This window comes from Arthrobacter sp. AQ5-05 (assembly GCF_003287975.1).
In the GTDB taxonomy this organism is placed as follows: Bacteria; Actinomycetota; Actinomycetes; order Actinomycetales; family Micrococcaceae; genus Paeniglutamicibacter.
The window spans coordinates 108157-132706 of the sequence record NZ_QMKQ01000005.1; the positions used below are offsets into that span (position 1 = coordinate 108157).

General features: G+C 67.8%; 22 protein-coding genes and 1 tRNA gene. 15 read left to right on the forward strand and 8 right to left on the reverse strand.

All coding sequences use genetic code 11. The annotated features are described in order from the left end of the window. Window positions 1-123: 123 nt before the first annotated feature. The 3 genes from DQ353_RS07290 to DQ353_RS22210 all read left to right on the forward strand — a co-directional run bounded on the left by DQ353_RS07290 (window position 124) and on the right by DQ353_RS22210 (window position 1691). A tRNA-Val gene (locus DQ353_RS07290) sits at window positions 124-199 on the forward strand. 450 nt (window positions 200-649) lie between these two features. Beyond that, on the forward strand, window positions 650-916 hold the full coding sequence (locus tag DQ353_RS22205) for a hypothetical protein (RefSeq protein WP_286166667.1): 267 nt from the start codon (window positions 650-652) through the stop codon (window positions 914-916). 67 nt (window positions 917-983) lie between these two features. Then, the gene (locus DQ353_RS22210) at window positions 984-1691 is read left to right on the forward strand and encodes a Fic family protein (RefSeq protein ID WP_286166668.1); all 708 of its coding nucleotides are present in this window, start codon (window positions 984-986) and stop codon (window positions 1689-1691) included. Window positions 1692-1787: 96 nt separating this feature from the next. Here the strand turns inward: DQ353_RS22210 and DQ353_RS07300 are convergent, their stop codons facing one another. Further along, on the reverse strand, window positions 1788-1973 hold the full coding sequence (locus DQ353_RS07300; RefSeq protein WP_113762113.1) for a CsbD family protein: 186 nt from the start codon (window positions 1971-1973) through the stop codon (window positions 1788-1790). A gap of 295 nt (window positions 1974-2268) precedes the next feature. Here DQ353_RS07300 and DQ353_RS07305 point away from each other — a divergent pair, with 295 nt between their 5' ends. The 4 genes from DQ353_RS07305 to DQ353_RS07320 all read left to right on the forward strand — a co-directional run bounded on the left by DQ353_RS07305 (window position 2269) and on the right by DQ353_RS07320 (window position 6100). After that, the gene (locus DQ353_RS07305; RefSeq protein WP_113762114.1) at window positions 2269-2784 is read left to right on the forward strand and encodes a gluconokinase; all 516 of its coding nucleotides are present in this window, start codon (window positions 2269-2271) and stop codon (window positions 2782-2784) included. 64 nt (window positions 2785-2848) lie between these two features. Further along, a complete protein-coding gene (locus DQ353_RS07310) occupies window positions 2849-4252 on the forward strand; it encodes a GntP family permease (RefSeq protein WP_220093983.1) in 1404 nt (467 codons plus the stop codon). 47 nt (window positions 4253-4299) lie between these two features. Beyond that, window positions 4300-5073, forward strand: coding sequence for an SDR family oxidoreductase (locus DQ353_RS07315; RefSeq protein ID WP_113762116.1), 774 nt, complete (start codon window positions 4300-4302; stop codon window positions 5071-5073). Next, complete coding sequence (locus DQ353_RS07320) at window positions 5063-6100, forward strand: L-idonate 5-dehydrogenase (protein ID WP_113762117.1); 1038 nt, start codon at window positions 5063-5065, stop codon at window positions 6098-6100. The genes DQ353_RS07315 and DQ353_RS07320 overlap by 11 nt, the downstream gene beginning before the upstream one ends. A 132-nt stretch (window positions 6101-6232) precedes the next feature. On the opposite strand, the gene DQ353_RS07325 is transcribed toward DQ353_RS07320, so the two are convergent. From DQ353_RS07325 to DQ353_RS07335, 3 genes are all read right to left on the reverse strand, one after another. Continuing rightward, a complete protein-coding gene (locus DQ353_RS07325) occupies window positions 6233-7960 on the reverse strand; it encodes a thiamine pyrophosphate-dependent enzyme (protein WP_113762118.1) in 1728 nt (575 codons plus the stop codon). Then, window positions 7957-9570 (reverse strand): FMN-binding glutamate synthase family protein, encoded by a 1614-nt coding sequence (locus tag DQ353_RS07330; protein ID WP_113762119.1) that lies wholly within the window; start codon window positions 9568-9570, stop codon window positions 7957-7959. Before DQ353_RS07330 ends, DQ353_RS07325 begins: the two co-directional genes overlap by 4 nt. Before the next feature lie 312 nt (window positions 9571-9882). Next, window positions 9883-10608: a FadR/GntR family transcriptional regulator gene (locus tag DQ353_RS07335; protein WP_113762120.1), complete on the reverse strand. Its 726-nt coding sequence runs from the start codon at window positions 10606-10608 to the stop codon at window positions 9883-9885. A gap of 212 nt (window positions 10609-10820) precedes the next feature. Here DQ353_RS07335 and gnd point away from each other — a divergent pair, with 212 nt between their 5' ends. The 4 genes from gnd (at window position 10821) to DQ353_RS07360 (ending at window position 15897) form a co-directional block, all read left to right on the forward strand. Continuing rightward, window positions 10821-12260, forward strand: coding sequence for an NADP-dependent phosphogluconate dehydrogenase (gene gnd, locus DQ353_RS07340; protein ID WP_113762121.1), 1440 nt, complete (start codon window positions 10821-10823; stop codon window positions 12258-12260). Window positions 12261-12473: 213 nt separating this feature from the next. Continuing rightward, window positions 12474-12740 carry a helix-turn-helix domain-containing protein gene (locus DQ353_RS07345; RefSeq protein ID WP_113762122.1) on the forward strand — a complete coding sequence of 89 codons (267 nt, stop codon included), beginning with the start codon at window positions 12474-12476 and terminating at the stop codon, window positions 12738-12740. Window positions 12741-13161: 421 nt separating this feature from the next. Next, on the forward strand, window positions 13162-14844 hold the full coding sequence (locus tag DQ353_RS07355) for an FAD-dependent oxidoreductase (RefSeq protein ID WP_286166669.1): 1683 nt from the start codon (window positions 13162-13164) through the stop codon (window positions 14842-14844). Window positions 14845-14892: 48 nt separating this feature from the next. Continuing rightward, window positions 14893-15897, forward strand: a complete 1005-nt coding sequence (locus tag DQ353_RS07360; RefSeq protein ID WP_113762125.1) for an aldo/keto reductase family protein — start codon at window positions 14893-14895, stop codon at window positions 15895-15897. Window positions 15898-16718: 821 nt separating this feature from the next. Here the strand turns inward: DQ353_RS07360 and epsC are convergent. The 3 genes from epsC to msrA all read right to left on the reverse strand — a co-directional run bounded on the left by epsC (window position 16719) and on the right by msrA (window position 19007). Continuing rightward, a complete protein-coding gene (epsC, locus tag DQ353_RS07370) occupies window positions 16719-17303 on the reverse strand; it encodes a serine O-acetyltransferase EpsC (protein WP_113762127.1) in 585 nt (194 codons plus the stop codon). 126 nt (window positions 17304-17429) lie between these two features. Continuing rightward, a complete protein-coding gene (gene cysK, locus DQ353_RS07375; protein WP_113762128.1) occupies window positions 17430-18365 on the reverse strand; it encodes a cysteine synthase A in 936 nt (311 codons plus the stop codon). A gap of 99 nt (window positions 18366-18464) precedes the next feature. Further along, window positions 18465-19007, reverse strand: coding sequence for a peptide-methionine (S)-S-oxide reductase MsrA (gene msrA, locus DQ353_RS07380; RefSeq protein WP_113762179.1), 543 nt, complete (start codon window positions 19005-19007; stop codon window positions 18465-18467). Window positions 19008-19208: 201 nt separating this feature from the next. Here msrA and DQ353_RS07385 point away from each other — a divergent pair, with 201 nt between their 5' ends. The 4 genes from DQ353_RS07385 to DQ353_RS07400 all read left to right on the forward strand — a co-directional run bounded on the left by DQ353_RS07385 (window position 19209) and on the right by DQ353_RS07400 (window position 23690). Beyond that, window positions 19209-20303, forward strand: coding sequence for a Nif3-like dinuclear metal center hexameric protein (locus tag DQ353_RS07385; RefSeq protein ID WP_286166670.1), 1095 nt, complete (start codon window positions 19209-19211; stop codon window positions 20301-20303). Window positions 20304-20491: 188 nt separating this feature from the next. Next, on the forward strand, window positions 20492-22261 hold the full coding sequence (locus DQ353_RS07390; RefSeq protein WP_113762129.1) for an HNH endonuclease signature motif containing protein: 1770 nt from the start codon (window positions 20492-20494) through the stop codon (window positions 22259-22261). A gap of 224 nt (window positions 22262-22485) precedes the next feature. Next, window positions 22486-23226 (forward strand): zinc ribbon domain-containing protein, encoded by a 741-nt coding sequence (locus DQ353_RS07395; RefSeq protein ID WP_113762130.1) that lies wholly within the window; start codon window positions 22486-22488, stop codon window positions 23224-23226. A gap of 23 nt (window positions 23227-23249) precedes the next feature. After that, a complete protein-coding gene (locus DQ353_RS07400) occupies window positions 23250-23690 on the forward strand; it encodes a VOC family protein (RefSeq protein WP_286166671.1) in 441 nt (146 codons plus the stop codon). On the opposite strand, the gene DQ353_RS07405 is transcribed toward DQ353_RS07400, so the two are convergent. Continuing rightward, window positions 23687-24475: a YaaA family protein gene (locus DQ353_RS07405; protein ID WP_113762132.1), complete on the reverse strand. Its 789-nt coding sequence runs from the start codon at window positions 24473-24475 to the stop codon at window positions 23687-23689. The genes DQ353_RS07400 and DQ353_RS07405 overlap by 4 nt on opposite strands. Window positions 24476-24550 lie beyond the last annotated feature (75 nt).

Here is a 24550-nt window from a genome sequence, read left to right on the forward strand (position 1 = left end):
GCGGCTTTCGGCGATTCCGGCCGTTCTCGGCGGCGATTTGCCAAGTCAGGGATGTGTGTATTAGATTATCTACTTGTTGCAACGCACTGGAACGGAAATCTTCCGAAGAAAGTTGTTGTTTCGGGGCCTTTAGCTCAGCTGGTAGAGCGTCACGTTTACACCGTGAATGTCATCGGTTCGATCCCGGTAGGGCCCACCAAAACAAAGCTCCGCGTCATGGACGAAATCCAGGACGCGGAGTTTTTTTGCGTCTTGGGTCACCCGGAACCGTCGGTACGCTGGTTCCATACTTACCGTTCCTCGGTGACTGCAAGTATGACCGGTTCATGCCAACGGTTTCACTGCGGGTGCCGCCATTCGAACTTGAAACCCATCAGTGGATTGCCGAGCAGGACGGGGTGAGTTCGCGGGCGCAGCTTGTCCGTGGATCCGGACCGTACGAATCGGCGGTCCCGCCGAAGATCGCCAACCTCCAGCCGGAAGTTCCCGCGCTGCTGGCGGCAGACGTCGAGGATGCCGTTTCGGCATTGGTGCGTTTCGACAACCACGCCCCGGATCGGCTTGGACCGTCCTCTCCCATGCCGGGTCCGATGTCCTTGATCCTGTTGCGCACAGAGTCCTCCTCGTCACCGCAGACCGAAACCCGACGGTGGGCGCGAGGCAGCTTGCCCTGGCCGAGCTCAACCAGGCGACATGGGTCAACGCCATGTCCGTTGCGGCGAACGTCCACGCCATGGAAGCGGCTCTCGAGCTGGCGGACCGCGTGGATAGGGCGGCCATCCTCACGATGCACGAAAAGCTGCTCATGGGGCAGAGCGGCTGGGAAAGCCACGCTGGAAGATTCAGGGAGCAGTTGGTGTGGATTGGATCCACCGGAACGAGTCCGCGTGGAGCGACCTTCGTCGCGCCGCGGTAGGTGCTGGTGGAGGATTTGATCGAGGACCTGCCTGGAATCCGTCGCTCGAGACGACTTGGCGGTGTTGGTGCAGATCGCCATTGCCCATGCCCGGCTTGAAACCATCCACCCGTTCGTGGATGGCAATGGTCGAAACGGGCGGGCGCTGGTCCACGCCTTGCTGCGCGGCAAGGGGGTGGTGCGTTCGACCACGGCCCCATTGTCCGAGGGCCTGCCCAAGAACACGAACCGCTATTTCGGAGCACTGAGGTCGTACCGTGCAGGGGGTGCGGGTCCGATTTGCGAGCAGTTCGCGGTTGCTTCGAGATTCGCGGCGCACCCGGATGCCGGACTGATCGACAAGCCGGGGCTGGAGCCGGACGCCGCCAGGGGGGCGCTTGCCGGCCTGCGTCCACGGGCCATGGGGTGGGCGCTGCCGCCGCATCTGGTCTCCCATCCTGTCATGGACGCCGAGCTGTTCACCGGGCTGTTGGGGACATCGCAAACCAGCGCCCTTACGTGCGCTGGCCCGGCTCCAGGATGCCGGTGTTGTCGTGGAGCGCTCGTGATACAAGCGAAACCGTGTGTGTCAGCACGACGGGATCCTGGCTGTCCTCGACGGTTACGCCGCGGAACTGCTGCGGGCCTGAAATCAGGCGTGACGGGGTTCGGCGGGGGAGCACCGGCACCTGGCCCAATCCGGCCGGCCTGGTTGACCGGGACGCGTTCCTCCCGGGAACCGGTCTCCGTGCCGTGTTGCGCGGACCGTGCCCGGCGCGAAGACCCCCCATCATGATGGGGGCCAGGCCTTGGCATCGTGCGATGGGAGGGTGCATGTGGAAGCGCCCCACCCCCGCGGGGGTGGGGCGCTTCCATGGGTCGGTGCCGGGGCCTAGCCGCCGGTGATGTCCTTGGCTGCGTCCTTGACGTGCTCCCCGGCCTGCTTGGCCTTTGCCTCGGCCTGGTCCTTGAGGCCTTGGGCCTGCAGCTGCTCATTGTTCGTGGCCTCGCCAAGCTTTTCCTTGGCCTCGCCGGCTACTTCCTGTGCCTTGTTGCTGATCTTGTCTCCGAGTCCCATGGCGGGTTTTCCCTTCGTTGATCTTGCGTGAACCCTCCCCACGCTAGGAACAGAACCTTGGCACTGGCTGGGAGCAGCCGCAAAACGGCCCGAAAGGACGTGCCGAATCGGCGAGGGACACCGCTGATTCCGCGCGGTGACGGCGATCCGGAGGTTGCCGAGGTTGTTAAAAAGAGTGGAGCAATGCCCCCTGTTGACACTCCGGCCGCGCGGGCCCTAGTCTGTATAAATCATATTTATGCCGAAGATCACGTAGTTATGTCCGACATTAGCCTGGTTCCACGATGGAGTGACGATGAACAGCCCTGCCTACCCGCCCATGATAGTTATGGGCGTTTCCGGATGCGGAAAATCCACGGTGGGGCGGCTGCTGGCCGAGAAGCTCGGTTCGGTGTTCATCGACGGAGACGACCTGCACCCCGCATCCAACAAGGAAAAGATGGCTGCAGGACACCCGCTCAACGACGGCGACCGCAAGCCCTGGCTCGCAACCATCGGAGAGGAACTCTCCGACAGCGCCCAGGACGGGACGCCGGCGGTCATCGCCTGCTCGGCACTCAAGCGCAGCTACCGGGACCTCTTGCGCGGCCACGAGCCGTCCACCGTCTTCATCCACCTGCGCGGCACGGCCGATCTCATCCAGCACCGCCTGGATGAACGCAGCCACGAATACATGCCCCCGACATTGCTGGCCTCGCAGCTGAACACCCTCGAGGCCATCGAGCCGGACGAGGCCGCCATCGAAGTCGATGTCAGCCTCAGCCCCGAGGAAATCGTGGCCCAGGTGGCCAAGGCCCTGAACACCCCGTAACACCCCGGAGCCATTCGGTTCCACCCCATCACCCGAGACCACTTACACCTTTCGAAGGACAATGATGACCGACGAGTTAGTCATGAACTGGACGCTGGGCACCCCTGCGCTCCTCTCCATCGCCGTGGGCGCGATCCTGCTGCTGCTTCTGTTCATTATCAAATGGCGCATCCACGCGTTCGTGGCATTGGTCGTCATCTCGCTGCTGACCGCGGTGGCCACCGGGCTCCCGGTGGCATCGGTGATACCGACACTGACCGGCGGCTTCGGCGGAACCCTGGCCTCCGTGGCCCTGCTCGTCGGCCTGGGCGCCATGCTCGGGCGCATGCTCGAGACCAGCGGCGGCGCCGAGGTGCTGACCAATGCCTTGATCAACAAGTTTGGCGAGAAGCGCGCACCGCTGGCACTGTCCATCGCCTCGCTGCTCTTCGGCTTCCCGATCTTCTTCGACGCCGGCCTGGTCGTCATGCTGCCGATCATCTTCACCGTGGCACGCCGCCTGGGCGGCTCCTTCCTGGGCTACGCCTTCCCGGCAGCCACCGCCTTCTCCGTCATGCACATCTTCGTGCCGCCGCACCCGGGCCCGGTGGCGGCCTCCGGCCTGCTCGAGGCCAACGTCGGCCTGGTCCTGCTGCTGGGCCTCGTTGTCGCGCTGCCGACCTGGTACTTCGCAGGCCACCTCTACGGCAAGTACGTGGGCCGCAAGTTCAACATCGCCATCCCCGACATCCTCGCCGGCAGCAAGCAGGAACAGCACGACTTCGCCTCCACGCCGAAGCTGGGCACCGTGGTGACCCTGCTGCTGCTGCCGCTGGTGCTGATCTTCATGAACACCGGACTGAACACGCTGGCCTCGGCCGGAATCGTGGACAAGGGAGCCCAGTGGGTCCAGATCCTGCGCCTGGTCGGCGAAACCCCGATCGCCCTGCTCATCACCGTCCTTCTGGCCATGTACCTGCTGGGCTACAAGCAGAACAAGGACAAGACCCTCGTCGAGACCGTGGTCGATTCCGCGCTCGGCCCGGTCTGCTCGATCATCCTGATCACCGGCGCCGGCGGCATGTTCGGTGCGGTGCTGCGCGCCAGCGGCATCGGCGATGCCGTGGCCGACTCGCTTGACGCCCTGGGCCTGCCGATCATCGTCGCCGGCTTCATCATCGCCGCCGTGGTGCGCGTCGCCCAGGGTTCGGCCACCGTGGCCCTGACCACCGCCGCGGCCATCATCCAGCCCGTCGTGGTGGGCAACGCCGACCTGAACCAGATCGAGGTCGTGGCCATCGTGCTCGCCCTGGCCGCCGGCTCGGTGTTCGCCGGGCACGTCAACGACTCCGGCTTTTGGCTGGTCTCCCGCTTCTTCGGCATGGACGTCAAGACCACGCTGAAGGTCTGGACCGTCGGACAGGCACTGGTCGGTGTCATCGGCTTCGCCATCGCGTACCTGATCTACGCCATCGCCACGGCCTTCTAGATAGACTCCACCTGCGTACGACTCGCACCCCCAACCAAGGAAGATCCATGGGCAGCAACCTCTTTGACCTCACCGGCCGCATCGCGCTGGTCACCGGTTCCTCGCGCGGCATAGGCAAGCAACTTGCCGCGGGCCTGGCGGATGCCGGCGCGACCATCGTGCTGCACGGGCGCAACGCCGAGACGCTGGCGGCAACCGCCGCCGAGTTCGCGCAACGCTTTGGGCAGGCACGCATCTTCTCCTACGCGTTCGACGTGACCGACGCCGCGGCCGTGGCCGGCGGCATCGCAGCGATCGAGGCCGAGGTCGGTCCGATCCGCATCCTGGTGAACAACGCCGGCATCCAGCACCGGGTCCCGCTGCTCGAGCTCGATGTTGCCGACTGGCAGCGCGTGCTGGACACCAACCTGACCAGCGCGTTCCTGGTGGGCCGCGAGGCCGCCCGGGGAATGCTCGAGCGCGGGGCGGGCAAGATCATCAACATCTGCTCGGTGCAGACGGACCTGGCCCGCCCCACCATTGCCGCCTACACCGCGGCCAAGGGCGGGCTGCGCAACCTGACCCGCGCGATGACCGCGGAATGGGCGGGGGCAGGTCTGCAGATCAACGGCATCGCCCCGGGCTACATCCACACCGAAATGACCCAGAACCTGGTCGATGACAAAAAGTTCAACTCCTGGATCCTGGGCCGCACCCCGGCCGGGCGCTGGGGCACGGTGGCCGATTTGGCCGGACCGGCCGTGTGGCTGGCCTCGGACGGCTCGGACTACGTCAACGGCCAGACCATCTTCATCGACGGAGGAATGACAGTTGTCGTCTAACACCACCGCCACCGCCGTCGTCGCCCACGCGGCGGGCGACCTGCGCGTTCAAACCATCGAGGTTCCGGCACCCGCGGCGCACGAGGCGCAGATCGCCATCGCCTACGGCGGGATCTGCGGCTCGGACCTGCACTACTGGAGCCATGGCGCGGCGGGGGAGTCCATCCTCAAGGCACCCATGATCCTGGGCCACGAGATCGTCGGCACCGTCACGGTGGCAGCGGCCGACGGCACCGGGCCCGCCGCGGGCACCGCCGTGGCGGTGCACCCCGCCACCCCCGACGGCACCGGGGCGCGCTACCCGGAGGAGCGGCCCAACCTGTCCCCGGGCTGCACCTACCTGGGCTCCGCGGCCCGCTACCCGCACACCGAGGGCGCGTTTGCCACCACCGTGAACCTGCCGGCCCGGATGCTGCGCGAACTTCCCGCCGGGCTCTCGCTGCGCGATGCCGCGCTGGCCGAGCCCGCCGCGGTGGCCTGGCACGCCGTGGCCCGCGCCGGCGAGGTTGCCGGCAAGCGCGTCATGGTGATCGGCGCCGGTCCCATCGGCGCGTTGGCCGTAGCGGTGCTCAAGCGCGCCGGGGCTGCCGAGATCATCGCGGTTGACATGTTTGACTACCCGCTGGAAATCGCCGCCGCGGCGGGCGCCACCGCCACCCTGAAGGCCGACGACGTCGAAGCCATCGCCGCGGTGGAAGCCGACGTGGTCATCGAGGCCAGCGGCAATCACCGCGGCCTGGCCTCGGCCATCCGCGGCGCGATGCGCGGCGGGAGGGTCGTGATGGTCGGGCTGCTGCCCTCGGGCGAACAGCCCGCGCTGATCTCCCTGGCCATCACCCGCGAACTCGAGCTGGCCGGTTCCTTCCGCTTCAACGACGAGATCGATCAGGTGCTCACCGCGCTGGCCGACGGCACCCTGGATGTCGCGGCCGTCGTCACCCACGAATTCGGCGTTGACGACGCCCTGGCGGCGTTTGAAACGGCGAGGAACTCCGCCGAATCCGGAAAGGTCCTGCTGAGGTTCTAGCCGGACCGTATCGGGAAAATTCCCGGTTGCACCCGCAAGATGCAAGGCGCCGTCCAGGTCTCCCCCAGGGGGGAACAGGACGGCGCCTTCGCTTTCCCCTGGCTTTCCGCGGCCCGGCCGTGTGCCCGCGGGTCAGGAACCGGAACGGTTTGCCAGGGACTCCTTGAGCCTGGCGCTCGCGTACCCCAACGCCTGGCCGATCTTGGTGTCCGGCGGGATCGAGACCTCGTCGGGGTTTGTCACAACATCCAGCAGCACCGGCCCGTCGTGTGCCAGTGCCTCGGAGATCGCGGCCTCCAGCCCGCCCGGATCCGCCACCCGGATGCCGTGCAGCCCGCAGGCCCGTCCCACCTCGGCCAGATCGGGATTCGCCAGCACCGTGCCGAATTCGGGCAGTCCGGCCTGCTCCTGCTCCAGCTTCACCATGCCGAGCCGGCCGTTGTTGAACACCACCAGCTTCACCGGCAAATCGTAGGCCACGGCGGTGAGCAGGTCGCCCATCAGCATGCTCAGCCCGCCGTCCCCGCAGAAGGCAACCACCTGGCGCGTGCGGTCAAGCGCGCTGGCCCCGAGCGCCTGCGGCATGGCGTTGGCCATCGAGCCCAGGTTGTAGGAACCCAGCAGCCGCCTGGTCCCGCGCATCGTGACGTAGCGTGCCAGCCACACCGTGGACATGCCGGTGTCCGAGGTGAAGATGGTGTCCTCTCCGGCGAGCCTGTCGACGGCGGCGGCCACGGCCTCGGGCCGGATCGCGTGCCGCGGGTTGTCCGCGATGGCCCGCACCCGCCCGGTGAGGTGCGTGTCGTGCTCCGGATCCGCCAGCGAGAGGTGCCGCTTGGTCCAGGCCAGGTAGCGGGTCCGTGCATCGAGCACGTGGCTCTGGTCGGTCTTGGTTTCCAGCAGCGGCAGCAACCCCGCCAGGGCGAGCCCGGCATCGCCGACGACCCCCACATCCACCGGTGTGCGCCGCCCGATGTGTGCACCGGCCGCATCGATCTGGATGACCGTCTTGCCCGACGGGTAGGAGTCCCGGTACGGGAAGTCGGTGCCCACCATCAAGAGCACCTCGCAGCGCTCCAGCGCGTGGGCGGCCGCCGGGTTCCCGATCAGCCCGGCCTGGCCCACCTGGAACTCGTTCGCTTCCTCAAGCCCCTCCTTGGCCTTCAGCGTAAGCACCATCGGGGAGGCGAGTTTCCGTGCGGTGGCCAGCACCAGTTCCCGCGCGCCGCGTGCGCCGGCGCCCACCAGCATCGTGATGCGGCGCGCCTCGTTCAGTTCCGTCACGACGCTCTCCAGCACCTGGGGGTGCGGGGCGACGGGAGCCGCGACGTCGACGAACCGCGGGATCGCCTCCTTCGGCAGTTCCGCGCCGCCGATGTCCCCGGGGATGCTCAGCACCGCGACGCCGCGGCCGGCCAGCGCGGCGTTGACGGCCTGTTCCAGCAGGTACGGCATTTGTGCCACGGAGGTCACGGTGTGCGCGAACAGCGCCACGTCGGCGAAGATCACATCGTTGTTGACCTCCTGGAAGAAATCGGACCCGATTTCCCCGCTGGGCACCTGCCCGCAGATCGCCAGCAGCGGCGCATGGGATTTCTTCGCGTCGTAGAGGCCGTTGAGCAGGTGGATCGATCCGGGTCCGACGGTGCCCGCGCACACCCCCAGGGTCCCGGTCAGTTGGGCCTGGGCGCCGGCGGCAAACGCGGCGACCTCCTCGTGCCGCACCCCTATCCATTCGATTCCCCCGTGGGTGCGGATCGCATCGGTCAGGGGATTGAGGGCGTCTCCCACCACGCCCCACACGGTCTTCACGCCCAGGCAGGCCAGCGCCTCGACAACCATCGCTGCGACGGTGCTCATGTCTTTGTCCTCCCGTTTGTTCCGTAGCGTGCGCCAAAGGCATCCGGCGATGCCGTCGCCCAGTCCTGGGCCCATGTTTCGGGGACCTCGGAGAGCAGTTCCCCCGGCTCCATCCAGTCGTAGAGCTCGGCATACGACTTGGTGTCAAGGTGCCCGATCCTGCGTCGAAGCATCTCCGGGGTGAGTTCCCCGGGGCCGTTGGCGCCCATCGACGCGATCATGCGCAGCGCCTCGCTGACCGTGGCCTCCTGGAAGCGTTGCACCCGGTGGCTCTTGAGTTCCACGTCAAGCGCCTTGGCGCGGCGGGGATCCTGCGTTGCCACGCCCACGGTGCACTTGTTGGTGTGGCACCGTTGTGACTGGATGCAGCCGGTGGCCATCATCATGGCGCGGGCGGCATTGGTGTAGTCCGCACCCTGGATGATCCGCTTGACGATGTCGGTGCCTGTGGCGACCTTGCCAGAGGCGCCCACCCGGATCTTGCTGCGCAGCCCGGTGCCGACCAATGCGTTGTGGACCATCATCAGTCCTTCGGTCAGCGGCGTTCCCATGTGGTCCTCGTATTCCATGGGGGCGGCGCCGGTGCCGCCCTCGGAACCGTCGACGATGATGAAGTCCGGGGTGGTTCCTTCGGCGAGCATTGCCTTGCAGATGGCCAATAGGTCGCTGCGCGAACCGACACACAATTTGAAGCCAACGGGCTTCCCCTGGGCCAGTTCCCGCATGCCGGCCACGAACGTGATGAGTTCGCGCGGCGTCGAGAACACCCGGTGCGCGGCGGGACTGACGCACTTCACTCCCTGGGGCACGTTGCGGGTTTCGGCGATCTCCGCGGTGACCTTTCCTGCGGGCAAGACTCCGCCGATGCCGGGTTTGGCTCCCTGGCTGAGCTTGAGTGACACGCATTTCACCGACGTGTGCGCCGCGTTGTCGGCAAAAAGCTGCGGGTCGAAGTGCCCATCCTTGGTCCTGGCGCCAAAGTAGCCGCTGCCGATTTCCCAGACGAGGTCCCCGCCATGGCGCAGGTGGTACTCGCTCAGTCCGCCTTCGCCGGTGTCGTGGGCGAATCCACCCATGGCCGCACCCTTGTTCAGGGCCAGCAAGGCGTTGGCGGAAAGTGCCCCGAAGCTCATCGCGGAGACGTTAAGCAACGACATGTCATAGGGCTGCCTGCATTCGGGTCCTCCGATATGCACCCGGGGGGATTCCTGCGGCGGTTCAAGAGGCGCGGTGGAATGCACCAGGTATTCGTATCCGACCTCATTGACATCGCGTTCCGTGCCGAATGCCTGTTCCTCGTTTGTGCCCTTGGCCCGTTCGTAGATCAGCGACCGGGTATCCCTGTCAAAGGGACGGCCGTCATAGTTGCGCTCGATGAAATACTGCTGCAACTCCGGCCGGATATATTCCAGCATGAAACGCAGGTGCCCGATCACCGGGTAGTTGCGCAGGATCGAGTGTTTCCTCTGCACCACGTCCCGGAAGGCGAGCAGCAAGAGCACTCCGAATACGCCAACCGCAACCCACCAGCCTGCCCCGACCAGCACGGCCAACAGCACCGACAGCGCCGTCAGGATGGATAATCCGGTAACCACAAGGAACCTGACCATGGCCCCAGCATAACCCCGCAGGGAGCAACACCCACCCCCTTGTCTCTGGCCGGGGCGGGAACACCAAGCCGGCCGCCGTGGTTGCCTAAGGCCCGGTTGTGCCCGTGCCGGGATCGGTTCCCCGCGTTCCGCCGGGTTGCACACCGCCCAAACGGCCTGTCCGACGAGCTCGGCGACTGCTGGATCCGATGGGTGCAGTGCTCCGGCGGCCCTGCCAGCTGGACCAGAGGCCTGGGGCCATCCCCATTCATCGCATTGTTCCTGCCTCGTTCATTCCACCGCCAGCTTCACTGGCTGGGGCGCGGGGGCAAGCTAGGCGCGCGGCTGCGGGAAGAGGCGCGGGGCGTGCGCCCAGACCCCGCAGATCTCCTCGTTGGTGCGGCGCATGATCAATTCCATGGACTTGCGTGCCAGGTGCGGCTCATGCGCCGAGATCGCATCGGCCACAGCCTGGTGCCAGGCCAGCGCCTCCTCGTGCGGGCGCTCGGGCATCAGGCCCAGTTCGGTGCGCCCGCGCAGCGTCTCGGCGATCGGGTTGGCCAGGTTCGCGAACATCTCGTTGCCCGAGGCCGCCAGCACCATCGCGTGGAAGCGGATGTCCAGCTCCAAGAAGGACTTCAGGTCCCCGGAGCGCCCGGCATGGCGCATCCGCGCAGCCAGGTTCAGCAGCTCGCCGCAGAATTCCGGTGGCGCATGCTCCGCGGCAAGTTCCGCGGCCATGGGTTCGACGGCGACGCGCAGTTCGGTCAGTGAACGCAATTGGGCACCCTGGCCGTCCCCGGCCAGCCGCCAGCGGATCACCAGCGGGTCAAAGGGGTTCCAGTCCTCGGCGCCCAGCACCCGGATCCCGACGCGCTTGGTGGAAACCACCAGCCCGGCCGAGGCCAGCACGCGTACCGCCTCGCGGATGACCGAACGCGAGACGCCCAGTTCGCTTTCCAGCTCGGCGGCAAGGATCACCTCGCCGGCGGGTATGGAACCGTCGACGATGCGGCTTCCGACGTGTTCAACCGCGCGTTGGTGCAAAGACTTGGGCATGTTCCAACCTTATCGGTATTCCGTGGCACAAACTCGCCGGTGACCACGGACAAAAGCGCGTATTTCCGGGGCAACTTAAGGCAACGGCGCGTGTTCGTCTGGCAATGGGCACACCGGACAAACTAAAGTGGAAAGAAGTCACGGAGCCGTGCCCGGTGCTCTTTCGTGCCGGTATCCGCCCGGCCCAGCAAAATCGCAACGATGGAGACTTCATGCCTGCACAGATTGGCGTCACCGGCCTAGCCGTCATGGGCGCAAACCTCGCCCGGAACTTCGCCCGCAACGGATACACCGTCGCACTGCACAACCGCTCGGTCGCCAAGACCGACGCCCTGCTGGCGGCCCACGGCGACGAGGGCGACTTCATCCGCACCGAGACCATGGAGGAACTGGTCGCGAGCCTCGAGGTTCCCCGCCGCGTGCTGATCATGGTCAAGGCCGGCGGCCCCGTCGACTCGGTCATCGACTCCCTGGTGCCGCTGCTCGAGGAGGGCGACATCATCATCGACGGCGGCAACTCCAACTTCGTGGACACCCGCCGCCGCGAGGCAGCCCTGGCGACCAAGGGCCTGCACTTCGTGGGCGTCGGGGTCTCCGGTGGCGAGGAGGGCGCCCTGCTGGGCCCCTCGATCATGCCCGGCGGCTCGAAGCAGTCCTACGACGCGCTGGGACCGATGCTGGAAAAGATCTCCGCCAAGGCCATCGACGGCGCCCCCTGCTGCGCCTGGATCTCCACCGACGGTGCCGGGCACTTCGTGAAGATGGTCCACAACGGCATCGAGTACGCCGACATGCAGGTCATCGGCGAGGCCTACGACCTGCTGCGCAGCGGCGCAGGCCTCGAGCCCGCGGCCCAGGCGGAAATCTTCACCGAGTGGAACAAGGGCGAGCTGGCCTCCTTCCTCATCGAGATCACCGCCGAGGTCCTGGCCCATGTCGACGCCAAGACCGGGGCGCCGCTGGTCGATGTCATCGTCGACTCGGCGGGCCAGAAGGGCACCGGCCGCTGGACCGTGCAGTCCGCCCTGGACCTGGGCTCCCCGACCTCGGCCATCGCCGAGTCGGTGTTCGCCCGCGGCCTGTCCTCGCAGCGCGACCAGCGCGCCATCGGCCAGGAGGTGCTCATCGGCAACGAGATCGCCGTGGAACTGGGCGAGAACTTCGTTGAGGACGTGCGCCAGGCGCTCTTCGCCTCCAAGCTGGTTTCCTACGCCCAGGGCCTGGACATGCTCACCTCCGCGGGCAAGGAATACAACTGGGACCTGAAGCTCGACGAGATCGCCTCGCTGTGGCGGGAGGGCTGCATCATCCGCGCCGCACTGCTGGCCGACATCACCAAGGCCTACGCCGCCGATGAGAAGCCGGCGAACCTGCTCTTCGCCCCGGCCTTCGCCGAGGCCATCGCCGCCGCGGTTCCGGCCTGGCGCCGCGTGGTCGCCACCGCCGTCCAGCTGGGCGTGCCGGTGCCGGTGTTCTCCTCCTCGCTGGCCTACTACGACGGCCTGCGCCGCAAGCGCCTGCCGGCCGCGTTGACCCAGGGCCTGCGCGACCTTTTCGGTGCGCACACCTACAACCGGGTTGACACCGCCGGCTCGTTCCACACCCAGTGGAGCGGCGACAAGACCGAAATCGAGGCCGAAGACACCCACTAGCCTTCACCTGCTTCCCCCAGGGGGCGGTGCTCCCGGTTCTCCCGGAAGCGCCGCCCCCTGCTTTTTGGGGAACCGTGGAGGTGCCTGGAGGGAATGCTGACCTGTTTTGGGACGGGTGAACGCCGTCGAAAAGACGGGACAATGCATCTATATGCAAACATTGTCAACGCCAAGGTTTGTCCATGGCTACGTTAGGTGGTTGAGGTGACGGAAATGGAACGGCTCGGTGTGCACCTGCGCGATTGGCGCATCATCCGTGGGCTTTCCCAGGAGCTGGTCGCCGAACGGGCCAACATCTCCCGATCCACCTTGATCAAGCTGGAGCGGGGCACGGGGGCCAAATTGGAAAACTTTCCGATGGTCGCCAGGGTCCTTGGTGTCAATGACCGGATCGATGCTGCGGTTGATCCGCTGAACACGGATCCTGGTCGAGCGCGTGCCTCCATGCCCAGCCGACAACGAGCTCCCAGGAGGAGCTGATGGCCTCTCGGTCGCGCAGGGATATTCGGACCATCGACGTCATTGTCAACGACACCACGGGCGGCACCATGCCGGTGGAATCCGAACGCCATTCTCCGCCGGAACACCTCACTTTCAACGACGCCGATGCATGGCTGGCCAATGGGCCTTCCTTCGAGATTTCCCCGGATATGCGGCCAGGTTCCGGCCATCCGGAATCTCCGGTTCCGCGGCAGGACCTGAGAGCCCTCGACCGCGTTTCCCCTGCCGACGATCCCCGACCGTAAGAGGTATCCGTCTGCCGTGCCCGGCCCGGACAGCCGGAGTCCCGTGAAGCAGGTATCCAAGGGTGGACCGGGTGCGAAAAACTCCCGCCATGCCGCCACTCCCACCGATCCATTGACCAAGCACCCCGGCAGGCATAGATTCGGGGCATGAGTCGGTGCCCGCAGCACGCAACACCAGTGATGACTGCGCCCGGAAACGAACCCGGGGCCGGCCCCCGATGATCGGCATCGACGAGTTGCGCACGGTCAAGACCTTCGCCCCGCTGCCCCCGGAAGTGCTGGGCTACCTGGCCGGGGCCGTGGAAGACATCCACCTGCTGGACGGGGAATACTTCCTGCACGAGGGCGATGAACGCGCCCTGATCGTGGTCATCGAGGGCCTGGTGGAGATCACCAAGGTGGTCGCCGGCATTGAACGGGTCATCGGCACCCGCAAGCCCGGCCAGTTCTTCGGCGAGGTCCCGCTGACCCTGAGCACCAACTTCCCGGCCAGCGGACGTGCTTCCGGGGCGGCGAGGATCATCAAGCTCGACGTGGCCGGCTACTTCACGCTGGCCGCCATGGCACCGGCGGTCCCGGAGAAGATCGGTTCGCTGGCCAGGCGCTACCTCGACTCCCTGCAGGAGCTCGCGGCCGAAAAACCCGATGCGGTGGCCCGCGTGATCGGTCCGCGGCGCCATGCCAAGGTGCGCGAACTGTCCACCTTCCTGACCCGCAACCACGTCGCCTTCGAGAACACCACGCTCGAGGCCCCGGAGGACGGGCAGGTGTACCCGGTGCTCGAGCTGCGCGACGGCACCCGGTACGCGGACCCGCCGATGCGCATCGCGGCCAAGGCGGTGGGGCTTGAGGTGGTGCCGGCCGCGACCGACTACGACGTGGTGATCCTTGGAGGGGGACCGGCCGGGCTGACCGCCGCCGTCAACGCCGCGGCCGAGGGCCTGCGCGCCGTGGTCATCGAGCAGCTGGCACCCGGCGGGCAGGCCGGGACCTCCACCCGCATCGAAAACTACACCGGCTTCCCCTACGGGATCTCCGGGGACGACCTGGCCTCGCGCGCGCTGATCCAGGCCAACCGGCTGGGTGCGGAAATCGTCGTCACCCGAACCGCCTGCGGCATCGACGCCGACACCCGCCGGGTCGTGCTCGACGGGGGAGACACGCTGCTGGCCCGGGCGCTGATCGCGGCCACCGGCGTGGCCTGGCGCACGCTCACCATCCCAGGGGCCGAGCGTTTCCTGGGCAACGGCCTGTACTACGGGGCGGCGCACAGCGACGCGCCGCTGGCCCAGGGCCAGGACATCTTCATCGTCGGGGCGGGAAATTCGGCCGGACAGGCGGCGATCTTCTTTTCCCGGCATGCCCGCACCGTCACGATGCTGCTGCGCGGGCCCTCGCTGGCCTCCCGGATGTCCAGCTACCTCATCGAGCAGATCGAGGCCACCGCCGCCATCCACGTGCAGCCCAATTGCCAGATCGCCGCGCTGGAGGGGGACAAGACCCTGCACGCCATCGAGGTCCTGGACACCGCAAGCGGCACCAGCACGCTGCGGCCGAGCCCGGCGGTGTTCGTGATGATCGGCGCCGATGCCGTCACCGGGTGGATGCCTGCGCACATCGTGCGCGACCGCCACGGTTTCATCCTCACCGGGCCGGACGCCGCCGACGCCGCGGCGTGGGACCAGGCGCGCCGCCCGTTTGCCCTGGAAACCAGCGTGCCGGGGATCTTCGCGATCGGGGACGTGCGCTCGGGTTCGGTCAAGCGCGTGGCCGCGGGCGTCGGGGAGGGCGGCATGTCCATCGCCTTCACCCACCAATACCTCGCCCTGGCCGACTGACACCCGGGGTCCTTGTCCGGCCCGCGGCGCGGGCATAGGCTCTGCCCCATGGACTACCGCTTCCTCGGGGCCTCGGGGCTCAAGATCACCGAAATCACCTTTGGCAACTGGCTGACCCACGGCTCCCAGGTTGACAACGACGTGGCCACCGCCTGCGTGAACGCGGCCCTGGAGGCGGGCATCACCACCTTCGACACCGCCGACGTCTACGCCAACGGCGCCGCCGAGCAGGTGCTCGGAGCGGCGCTGAAGAACCGGCGCCGCGAGTCCCTGGAGGTCTTCACCAAGGTCTACTGGCCCGTGGGACCCAAGGGGCCCAACGACACCGGGCTTTCGCGCAAGCACATCATGGAGGGCATCAACGGCTCGCTGCGGCGCCTGCAAATGGACTACGTCGACCTCTACCAGGCCCACCGCTTCGACCACCAGACGCCCCTGGAGGAAACCATCTCGGCCTTTGCCGACGTCGTGCGCTCCGGCAAGGCCCTGTACATCGGGGTCTCCGAGTGGAACGCCGAGCAGCTGCGCGCGGGCCAGGCGCTGGCGAAGGAAGAGGGGTTCGCCCTGGTGTCGAACCAGCCGCAGTACTCGGCCATCTGGCGCGTGATCGAGGCGCAGGTCGTCCCGGCCTCACGGGCACTGGGCATGTCGCAGGTCGTCTGGTCGCCCATGGCCCAGGGGGTGCTGTCGGGAAAATACCTCCCGGGCAAGCCCGCGCCGGCCGGAAGCCGGGCCACGGACGAGAAGGGCGGGATGAACACCATCGCCCGGCTGATGGATGCCACGGTGCTCGAACGCGTGCAGAAGCTCCGTCCCATCGCCGCGGAGCTGGGCCTGGCGATGGGGCAGCTGGCCATCGCCTGGGTGCTGCAGAACCCCAACGTGGCTTCCGCCATCATCGGCGCCTCGCGCCCGGAACAGGTTGCCGAGAACGTGTTGGCCTCGGGCGTGGTGATCCCGCCGGAAATGATGGCCGACATCGATGCGGCGCTGGGGGACTCCATCGAGCGCGACCCGGCCAAGACCACCAGCCCGGAACAGCGACCGGCCTGAGCCGCAGTCCCCGCCGGCTACCGGGTCCCGGGCACCGGCACGATCTTCCCGCCGATCTCGTGCAGGGGCAGCCGCCCAAGCCTCCGGTGGGCGGCCAGATAGCCAACCGTGGCGTTGCCCAGTGCAAACCCGTGCAGGGAACCGTCCCGGCGGTACACCGTCCCGGTGCCGGTGCCGGGTTCCCATGGAGCCCCGCGCTGTGCACGTTCTTTCCGCCGATGCGCGGCAAACGGGACTGTTCGTTGACCGGCATGCTCCCCGGGCAATCCCGGAACACCGATCCTGCAACCCCGGTTGCCCCGCCCGGGTTTCGGCGCCCAGCCCCGCAACCCAGGCGGCCTCCCGGGCACCGGTCCCAGGTACGCCGTCGCCGCGCCCTGGCGCACCGAGACGGCCGCCGAGCGGGTCCACCGCCTGCCCGACCCGGAACCCGCCGGTGCCCCCGCCGCGTCCCAGCACGGAACCGAGCACGTCGCGGCCCACCATGAACGGGAAGCCGATCTCGGTGGCGTAGGTGCCCGTGCGCACCGGCCGGACCACGTACTCGATCGCGACTGCCCCGCCCAGGGCGCGGATGAACGCGGCGTGCCTGGTTTCGGGCACGACCTCGGCCGTGTGTCGGCGGCGTTCCACCGGCTCTCCCTTCCCCGTGTCCCGGGAATCCCCGGCGTCCTCCCGGCCCTGTTCCCAAGCCTCGACCACACCCTGGAACCCCAGGCAAGAACCTTGCGCTTAACGCACGCGGCGGTCGGAACACGATCCCCGTAAAGGGGAACGTTCCGCCCGCCGCGCGGGAGTTGCTGCCGGGGGCCGGGGTGGAGCTAGATCCACATGGCCGGGTCGATGTACTCGGCCGGGTCCACCGCGGGTGCGTGTTCCTCCGCGGTGCGCGGACGGTTCTTCGCCGGGATCCCGGTGATGATCGAATCCGCCGGGGCGTCCTTGACCACCACGGCATTGGCGCCGATGGCCGAGTCCGCACCGATCACGATCGGGCCCAGCACCTTCGCGCCGGCACCGATGACCACGCGGTCCCCGATGGTCGGGTGGCGCTTGACCTTCGCCAGCGACCGCCCGCCCAGGGTCACCCCGTGGTAGATCATCACGTCGTCGCCGATCTCCGCGGTCTCCCCGATCACCACGCCCATGCCGTGGTCGATGAAGAAGCGCCGCCCGATGGTCGCCCCGGGGTGGATCTCGATCCCGGTCAGGAACCGGCCGGCCTGGGAAATCAGCCGCGCCGGGAAACGCAGGCGCGGGTTTTGCCACAGCCGGTGCGTCAGCCGGTGGATCCAGATCGCATGCAGACCGGAGTAGGCCAGGAAGTTTTCGGTCTTGCCGCGTGCCGCGGGATCATGCGCACTTGCCCCGCGCAGGTCTTCGGCTAGTCGGGAAAGGAATCTCACACCTTGGCCTTTGTTTGTGCGGCGTCCCGGCCACCGGCCGGCCCACCGCGGGTGAAACCCGCGTCGGCGCCGGGGCCGGCGGCGGTTTCCCGCGCCCGGCCCCCGGCGCTGCCCGGATCAGCTGTCTTAGCCACGGATGTCGTCGAAGAGCAGCGTGGAGATGTAGCGTTCGCCGAAGTCGGGGATCACCGCAACGATGAGCTTGCCGGCGTTTTCCTCGCGCTTGGCGATTTCCAGGGCGCCCCAGACGGCGGCGCCGCCGGAGATGCCGCCCAGGATGCCTTCCTGCGTGCCCAGCGCGCGGGCAATGGCGACCGAGTCGTCGATCGAGGCGTCGAGCACCTCGTCGTACAGCTCGGTGTCCAGCACCTCGGGGATGAAGTTGGCGCCCAGGCCCTGGATCTTGTGCGGGCCGGGCTTGCCGCCGTTGAGGATCGCCGAGTCCTTCGGCTCCACCGCGACGACCTGCAGTCCCGGCTTTTGCTCCTTGAGGTAGCGTCCGGCGCCGGTGATGGTGCCGCCGGTGCCGATGCCGGCAACGAAGATGTCGATTTCGCCGTCGGTGTCGTTCCAGATTTCCGGGCCGGTGGTGGTTGCGTGCACATCCGGGTTGGCTGCGTTGGCGAACTGCTGCGCCCAGATCGCGTTCTCGGTGGTCGCGACGATTTCCTTGGCCTTCTCCACCGCGCCGCGCATGCCCTCGGAGCCCGGGGTCAGCACGATCTCGGCGCCGAAGGCGCGCAGCATCACGCGGCGCTCGGTGCTCATGGTCTCGGGCATCGTCAGCACCACCTTGTAGCCACGGGCCGCGCCGACCATGGCCAGCGCGATGCCGGTGTTGCCCGAAGTGCCCTCGACGATGGTGCCGCCCGGGCGCAATTCACCGGAAGCCTCGGCGGCGTCAACGATGGCCACGCCGATGCGGTCCTTGACCGAGTTGGCAGGGTTGTAGAATTCCAGCTTCACCGCGATATTGCCCGGCAGCCCGGCAGCCAGCCGGTTCAGGCGCACCAGCGGGGTGCGGCCAACAATTTCGGTGACGTCGTTGTAGATCTTCGACATGGTGTCCTTTAGTCCTTGGGGTCAAGCGGTGCGGGATAGGGCGTGCAGCTGGGCTCCGGGGCGTTGCGGCGCGCCGGGGTCCTTGATCCACAAGCCTAGTCAGGACCGGTCGGCGGCGGGCTCATCGAGCCATGTTGCGTAATATTTCCTCGCCTTGGCCAGCTTCGGGTCGATGATGACGCGGCAGTAGCCCTCCGAGGGGAAGCGGTTGTAGTAGTCCTGGTGGATCCCCTCGGCCACGAAGAAGTCTGCAGGTTCCTCAAACGTGGTCACCAGCGGATCCGGGTAGAGTTGCGCGAACTTTCCCGCGCTTTCGCGGAACAACGCCTCCTGCGCGGCATCCAGCGGGAACATCGCCGAGCGGTATTGCGTGCCCACGTCATAGCCCTGGCGGTTCAGCGTGGTGGGGTCGTGGGTGGTGAAAAACATGTCCAAGATGACGTCGGCCGGAACCACCGCGGGGTCGAATGTTACGGCAACGGCCTCGGCGTGTCCGGTATTGCCGCCGCACACCGTGCGGTACTGCGGTGCCGGGTCCCATCCGCCGGTGTAGCCGGAGATCACCGAGGACACCCCGCGGGTGCGCTGGTAGACCGCATCCAGGCACCAGAAACAGCCCCCGGCCAGCACAAAGGTGCTCAGGAACTGCCCGTCGGGGCCCTGCGTGCGGGGCGGGAAGCGGACGGGGGTGCTGGAAATCGAGAAGTCGTTCACATCTGTGTTCAAGCGCCGGCGCCCGGATTTCATTCCCGGGCCGATTCCGCGGCTCCTCGAGGCACGCGCCCGGGCATTTTCCCCGCCGCACATGCGTCCAATCCGGGCCGCTGCAGTTACGGTAGAGGCATGCAGAGCAACAAGCAGCAGCCGCACGGCATGCGTATCGTCTCCGGGCCCGGTTCGGCCCAGCCAGCATCCGCCGACACCGCAAACATGGCTGCGGACCCCGAGGGGCCCGGTGCCGCCGGCACCGCCACGGCAACCGAGCCCAACCCCGGACCGGGCACCGCCGAGGTCCCCGTCGCGCAGCAGGAACACGACACCGAAGCCCCGGGCCCGGATCCCGAGGCCCCCGATCCGGCACCGGCCGGGGACGAAGCGCCCCTGTCCACCCCCACGCTCGGACAAGTGCTCGTCGCCGTCGAGGAACTCTGGCCCGCGTCGCTGGCCGAGCCCTGGGACTCGGTGGGACCCGTCGTCGGTCGCCCCGAGCGGCCCGTCAAGCGGATCATGTTCGCCGTGGATCCCACCCTGGAGGTCGTGGCCGATGCGGTGGCCCGCGGCACCGACCTGTTGATCACCCACCACCCGCTGCTGCTCAAGCCCGTCAACTCCGTGGCCGCCACCGGGTTCAAGGGCGAGGCCGTGCACCTGCTCATCGAATCCGGCTGCGCACTGGTCACCGCCCACACGAACGCCGATTCGGCGATCGGCGGGGTTTCCGACGTGCTGGCGGACATCTTCGGGCTCACCGAGACCCAGCCGTTGGCGCCCTCCAGGGACGGGCTGCCCGAGGAAGGCATCGGCCGGGTCGGCATGCTGCCCGAGCCGCTGCAGCTGCACGAGTTCGCCTCCCGCGTCTTCTCCGCGATGCCTGCGGTGGCCGGGGGAGTGCGCGTGGCGGGGGAACGCGCCGGGATCGTGCGCAAGGTCGCCGTCTGCGGCGGGGCGGGGGATTCGCTCTTCGATGCGGTCCGCGCCTCCGAGGCCGACGTGTACGTCACCGCCGACCTGCGCCACCATCCGGCCTCCGAGGCCCGCGAGGCCGCGCTGAACGGCAAGCCCTACCTTATCGATGTCTCCCACTTCGCCTCGGAGTGGCTCTGGCTGCCCACCGCGGCCGACGCGTTGAAGAACGTGCTCCATGATTTGGGGCACGACGTGGAAATCGGCGTCTCGGCGATCAACACCGACCCCTGGGACTTCATCCTCACCCCCTAACCGTCTTTCCCGACCCACCCGCCTCGATGCGGTGCGCGGTTCCCGCCCGGGGCATCCGGGAGCGGCGGAGCGCGCACCGCATCTTTTGCGTCCGCGCCGTTCCCGGCCCCCCGGAGTGCCTTCGCAGGTTGTCCACAGCTTTGCCGCAGGCGGTGGCGGGCGCCGAAGCGGGGGAGCACCATGGATCCATGGACATCCCGGCCGGCATCATCGATACGGCCCTCGCCGCACTCGGCGGGGCCCTGGGGGCGGGCACCGGAGAAGATTCCGGGCCCGGCACCCCCGTCGATCCGCTGCGCCTGCTCAGCATCGTGGACCTTCTCGCCCGCCGCCTGCTGGAGGAGGCCGCCGCCTCGGCGGCCGGATCCCCGGTCCGGGCGGCGGCGCTGGCGCGACTGGCAGAAGGGCTCTTCCGCACCGGGTCCTATGGGCAGGTGCTGGCCGCCGGCACCTGCGAGGCCGCCGAGGTCCACACCCTCACCGAGGCACCCCTGGTCGAAACCAATCGCGTGCTCGAAGACCCGGTCGGCTTCGCAGCCGGCGCCTCCGGGCTGCCGGCAGATGCGGTGACCGGCCCCGACCGCAAGTCCCTGCACCGCGACACCGCAGAATTCCTCAAGAACCAGCTGCACCTGAGCTATTTCCAGGCCGCCCACCGCGTCTGCACCCATGCCCGTCTCATGGAGCACCCCGGCCCGGACGGCACCACGTTGCCGCCGGCCTTCCCGCACCTTGGCCGGGAGCTGGTCATTGGCTCCTCTGATCCGAAGGCCCTGGCCAATGCCGCGGCGAAGTTGGCGGCGCTTGAACCGACCCTTGAAGCGCAACCGGACCCGGAGGCGGCCCGCGCCGCGCTGGAGGAACAGGTTGCCAGCACCCTGCACACCGCCGACGAGACAGCCGTCGGCAAGTTCCTCAAGCAGGCGGCCATCGACCTTGGACACACCAGCATTGAACGGCAGGAGGCCGCAAGGGCCCGGTTCGAGGGGTTGCGCTACCGTGGCCTCCGACCCGCCGGGCACCTCTGGGAACTGACCACCGACGCGGAGGGCCACGAATTCCTCTGCACGCTGGCCGACGACCTGAACAATCCGCGCACCGCCTCCGGCGCGCCCGGCTCCCCGGAACCCGCCTCCCAACCCGCGCTCTTCGACGAGGCGGGATTCCCGGGTATTTGCGGCGCCGCCGAGTCCATCGAACGCGTCGAGGACGCCCCTCCGATTCCCGACTGGGCCGCCAACCCCGGCACCCCCGCCGGCCAGCGCCCCCGCGCGGGATTCAACGACGTCGGCAAGCCCCTGCCCTGCGCCAACCCCTACGGGCTTCCCGACAACGACCAGTACCCCGGCGAGACCCGCGACGAGGCCAATGCCAGGCGCCGCGCCCAACGCCTCTCCACAGCCTTGTTCGAGGCCCTGCGCGCCTGGATGGACCCTGCCGCCACGGACCCCGGGATGCCGTTGAACTCCCGCATCGAGCTTTTGGTCACGATCGACTACGCCGCGCTCACCGGAGCCCTGGAAACCGCCGGGTTCACCAGCCACGGCCAGTACATCTCCGCCGCCGCCGCCCGCCGCATGGCCTGCAACGCGGGGATCACTCCGGTGGTCGTGGGCGGGGAAAGCCAACCCCTGGATCTGGGCCGGCGCAAGCGCTTTTTCACCAAAGGCCAGAAACGTGCCATCGCCGTACGCGACCGCGGCTGCGCCAACCCCGGTTGCTCCATGCCGGTTCACCGCACCGAGGTCCACCACATCAAGCCCTTCTCCGAAGGCGGGAAGACCACGGTGTCCAACGGGCTCCTATTGTGCATCCTGTGCCACACCGCCTTCCATGCGGGACACTTCAGCATCCAGGTCGTGGACGGGATCCCGCACGTCGTGCTGCCCAAGTCCCGCGACCCGCTCCAAAGTCCCAGGCGGAACTGGGTCTTCCACCCCGAAGCCGCAGCCGCCTGAAACTCGACTCCTGCCGAAGCGAAGGCCCTTGCGAAATGCCGGGCCACCGGCCAGCCACGCCCGACTCGGGCCATCCCGGCCGGACTGCGCCCGCCACCGGCAGACTTCGGCGGGTCACAATCACCACGACGTTCCCATACTGACTAGGGTTGTGGCTAGGCGATCACTGATCGCCAAGGCTCACCAGGAACGGTCGCGCCACGGCGCGCACAGCGGAGGACACCATGGCAAAGGCAGCACCGGCGGAACAGCTTCGACTCTTGGACGTGGCGGCACTGGATTCGCAGGCCACCAAGCTCAATCGCCAGATCGCCGAGGCCACCGCCGACGCACAACTCGCTGCGGCCCAGGCCTCCCTCACGGAAGCCCGCGCAGCGCAGGCCGAGGTGCAGCTCGAGGTCGATGCCGCGGCCGCGGCACTGAAGGAATCCGAGCTGGCGGTCGAAAAGGTCGTTGCCCACATCGGGAAGGACCAGAAACGCATCGATGCCGGCGCCGGCACGCACCAGGACCTGATGGCGCTGTCCCACGAAATCGACTCGCTCACCGCCCGCCGCAACGACCTTGAAGACACCCAGCTTGAGCTCATGTCCGCCCTTGAGGACGTGCAGGAGCGGGCCGCCGAGGCGCAGTCGCTCACCGCCACCCGGACCGGCGAGCACGCGGAGCACCTGGCCCGCCGAGATGCCGCCGTTGCAGCGCTGCAGGACCAGCTTGCCGAATCCCGGGCTGCCCGTGCCACGCTGGTGGCCACCTTCGACGAGGCACTGATCACCATCTATGAGCGGCTGCGCACCCGCAACGGCATCGGTGCGGCCCGCCTCTTCCACGGAACTTCCGAGGCCAGCGGCATCGCGTTGTCCGCGGGTGACCTGGGCGAGATCAAGGCGGCACCTGCCGACGAATTGGTCTTCTGCCCCGACACCGGCGCCATCCTGGTGCGCAGCGACGAATGGGGAGCATAGGCCCCCACGCGGCCCGGGACTCGGTGAGTGCGCCCCGTTCCGGTCGGCTGCACCACACGGAGATCTGGGTCCGCGACCTGGACGCTTCCCGGGCCACGCTCGGCTGGCTGTTCCAGGAACTTGGCTACACGCCGGGGGATTCCTGGAAGGGCGGAACCAGCTACGTCGGGGCGCATGACTACATCGTGCTGGAATCGGGTCCCGATGTGCTCGAAGAACCACACCGACGGAAGGCGCCGGGCGTCAACCACCTGGCCTTCGGTGCCGGATCGCGCCGCAGGGTCGACGAGCTCACTTCGCAGGCGCTGTCCCGCGGCTTTGCGCTGCTCTTTGCCGAGGCCCACCCGCATGCCGGTGGGCCGTCGCACTATGCGTCCTATCTGGAGGACCCGGCCGGGTTTGAGATCGAACTCGTTGCCGATGCACCGGGCGCCGATGGCACGGGGTCCGACCCCGCAAGCTAGTTTCCGACGGCCCTGAAGGCGTGGTCCTCGGGCAGGATGATGTTAAGCTGGTGCGCCCTGCGCGCAGTGCCGGGTTCCAGTTCGGCTTCCCAGCGTTCACACGCGGCGGCCAGCAGTTCCTCCGGAGTGGTGACCGCGGCACCGCGGGTCAGCAGGTGCGAGGCCAACTCCCCGCGCGTGTGCTTGGCAAAGTGGGACACGACCTTGCGCACCCCGCCGCGCAGCTGGAACACCGAGACGCTGACGGTGTTGGCCGCCGGTGGAACCCACGCGGCGGCATAGGTGCTGGAGCGGCAATCAACCACCAATGAACCTCCGGCCCGTTCCTGGAGCACCGGCGTCAGCTTGGGCTTCCACCAGCTGGCCAGTTTTCCGATCTCGGGGAGCTTCACGGACATCGACAGCCGGTATGCAGGAATCCGGTCGGCAAATCCGACGGCTCCCCAGAGCGCGGAAATCACCAGGATGCTTGAATCCGCACGTTCGCGGGCCTCGGCATCGAGCCGCTCGTAGCCCAGCGCTTCGAAGAGCACGCCGGTGTATACAGTGTGGGCGGCGGCCGCCGGCTCTCTATGCAATTCGATGTTGCGTGTCACCTCGGCAACCAACGACTTGCCCACACCGAGCACCTCGAGCGCGTCTTCGGCGCCCGACACCGCTGCCAGTGCCATCAACAGCTCATGGCGGTGCGGGTTCAGTTCGGGGAACTGCAGCTCGTCGGGGTTGAACGGGGAGCCGTTCCCGGCAGGTTGTTTGCCCTCGGAGGGCGGAAGCAGAATCAGCACCGAACCAGCCTAGTCTTCCCGTGGCCTTTTCCCTGATTCCGCTACGCCACCAACCAGGCGACGGCATTTCACCGC

Bases quoted from the DNA above. Each gene is read 5' to 3' on its own strand.
- DQ353_RS07335 (WP_113762120.1), bottom strand. From the start codon at position 10,608: ATGCCCAAGTCTTTGCACCAACGCGCGGTTGAACACGTCGGAAGCCGC.
- DQ353_RS07325 (WP_113762118.1), bottom strand. From the start codon at position 7,960: ATGAGCACCGTCGCAGCGATGGTTGTCGAGGCGCTGGCCTGCCTGGGC.
- DQ353_RS07315 (WP_113762116.1), top strand. From the start codon at position 4,300: ATGGGCAGCAACCTCTTTGACCTCACCGGCCGCATCGCGCTGGTCACC.
- DQ353_RS07345 (WP_113762122.1), top strand. From the start codon at position 12,474: ATGGAACGGCTCGGTGTGCACCTGCGCGATTGGCGCATCATCCGTGGG.
- DQ353_RS07395 (WP_113762130.1), top strand. From the start codon at position 22,486: ATGGCAAAGGCAGCACCGGCGGAACAGCTTCGACTCTTGGACGTGGCG.
- DQ353_RS07305 (WP_113762114.1), top strand. From the start codon at position 2,269: ATGAACAGCCCTGCCTACCCGCCCATGATAGTTATGGGCGTTTCCGGA.
- DQ353_RS07300 (WP_113762113.1), bottom strand. From the start codon at position 1,973: ATGGGACTCGGAGACAAGATCAGCAACAAGGCACAGGAAGTAGCCGGC.
- DQ353_RS07385 (WP_286166670.1), top strand. From the start codon at position 19,209: ATGCAGAGCAACAAGCAGCAGCCGCACGGCATGCGTATCGTCTCCGGG.
- DQ353_RS07330 (WP_113762119.1), bottom strand. From the start codon at position 9,570: ATGGTCAGGTTCCTTGTGGTTACCGGATTATCCATCCTGACGGCGCTG.
- DQ353_RS07310 (WP_220093983.1), top strand. From the start codon at position 2,849: ATGACCGACGAGTTAGTCATGAACTGGACGCTGGGCACCCCTGCGCTC.
- cysK (WP_113762128.1), bottom strand. From the start codon at position 18,365: ATGTCGAAGATCTACAACGACGTCACCGAAATTGTTGGCCGCACCCCG.
- gnd (WP_113762121.1), top strand. From the start codon at position 10,821: ATGCCTGCACAGATTGGCGTCACCGGCCTAGCCGTCATGGGCGCAAAC.
- DQ353_RS07360 (WP_113762125.1), top strand. From the start codon at position 14,893: ATGGACTACCGCTTCCTCGGGGCCTCGGGGCTCAAGATCACCGAAATC.
- DQ353_RS07390 (WP_113762129.1), top strand. From the start codon at position 20,492: ATGGACATCCCGGCCGGCATCATCGATACGGCCCTCGCCGCACTCGGC.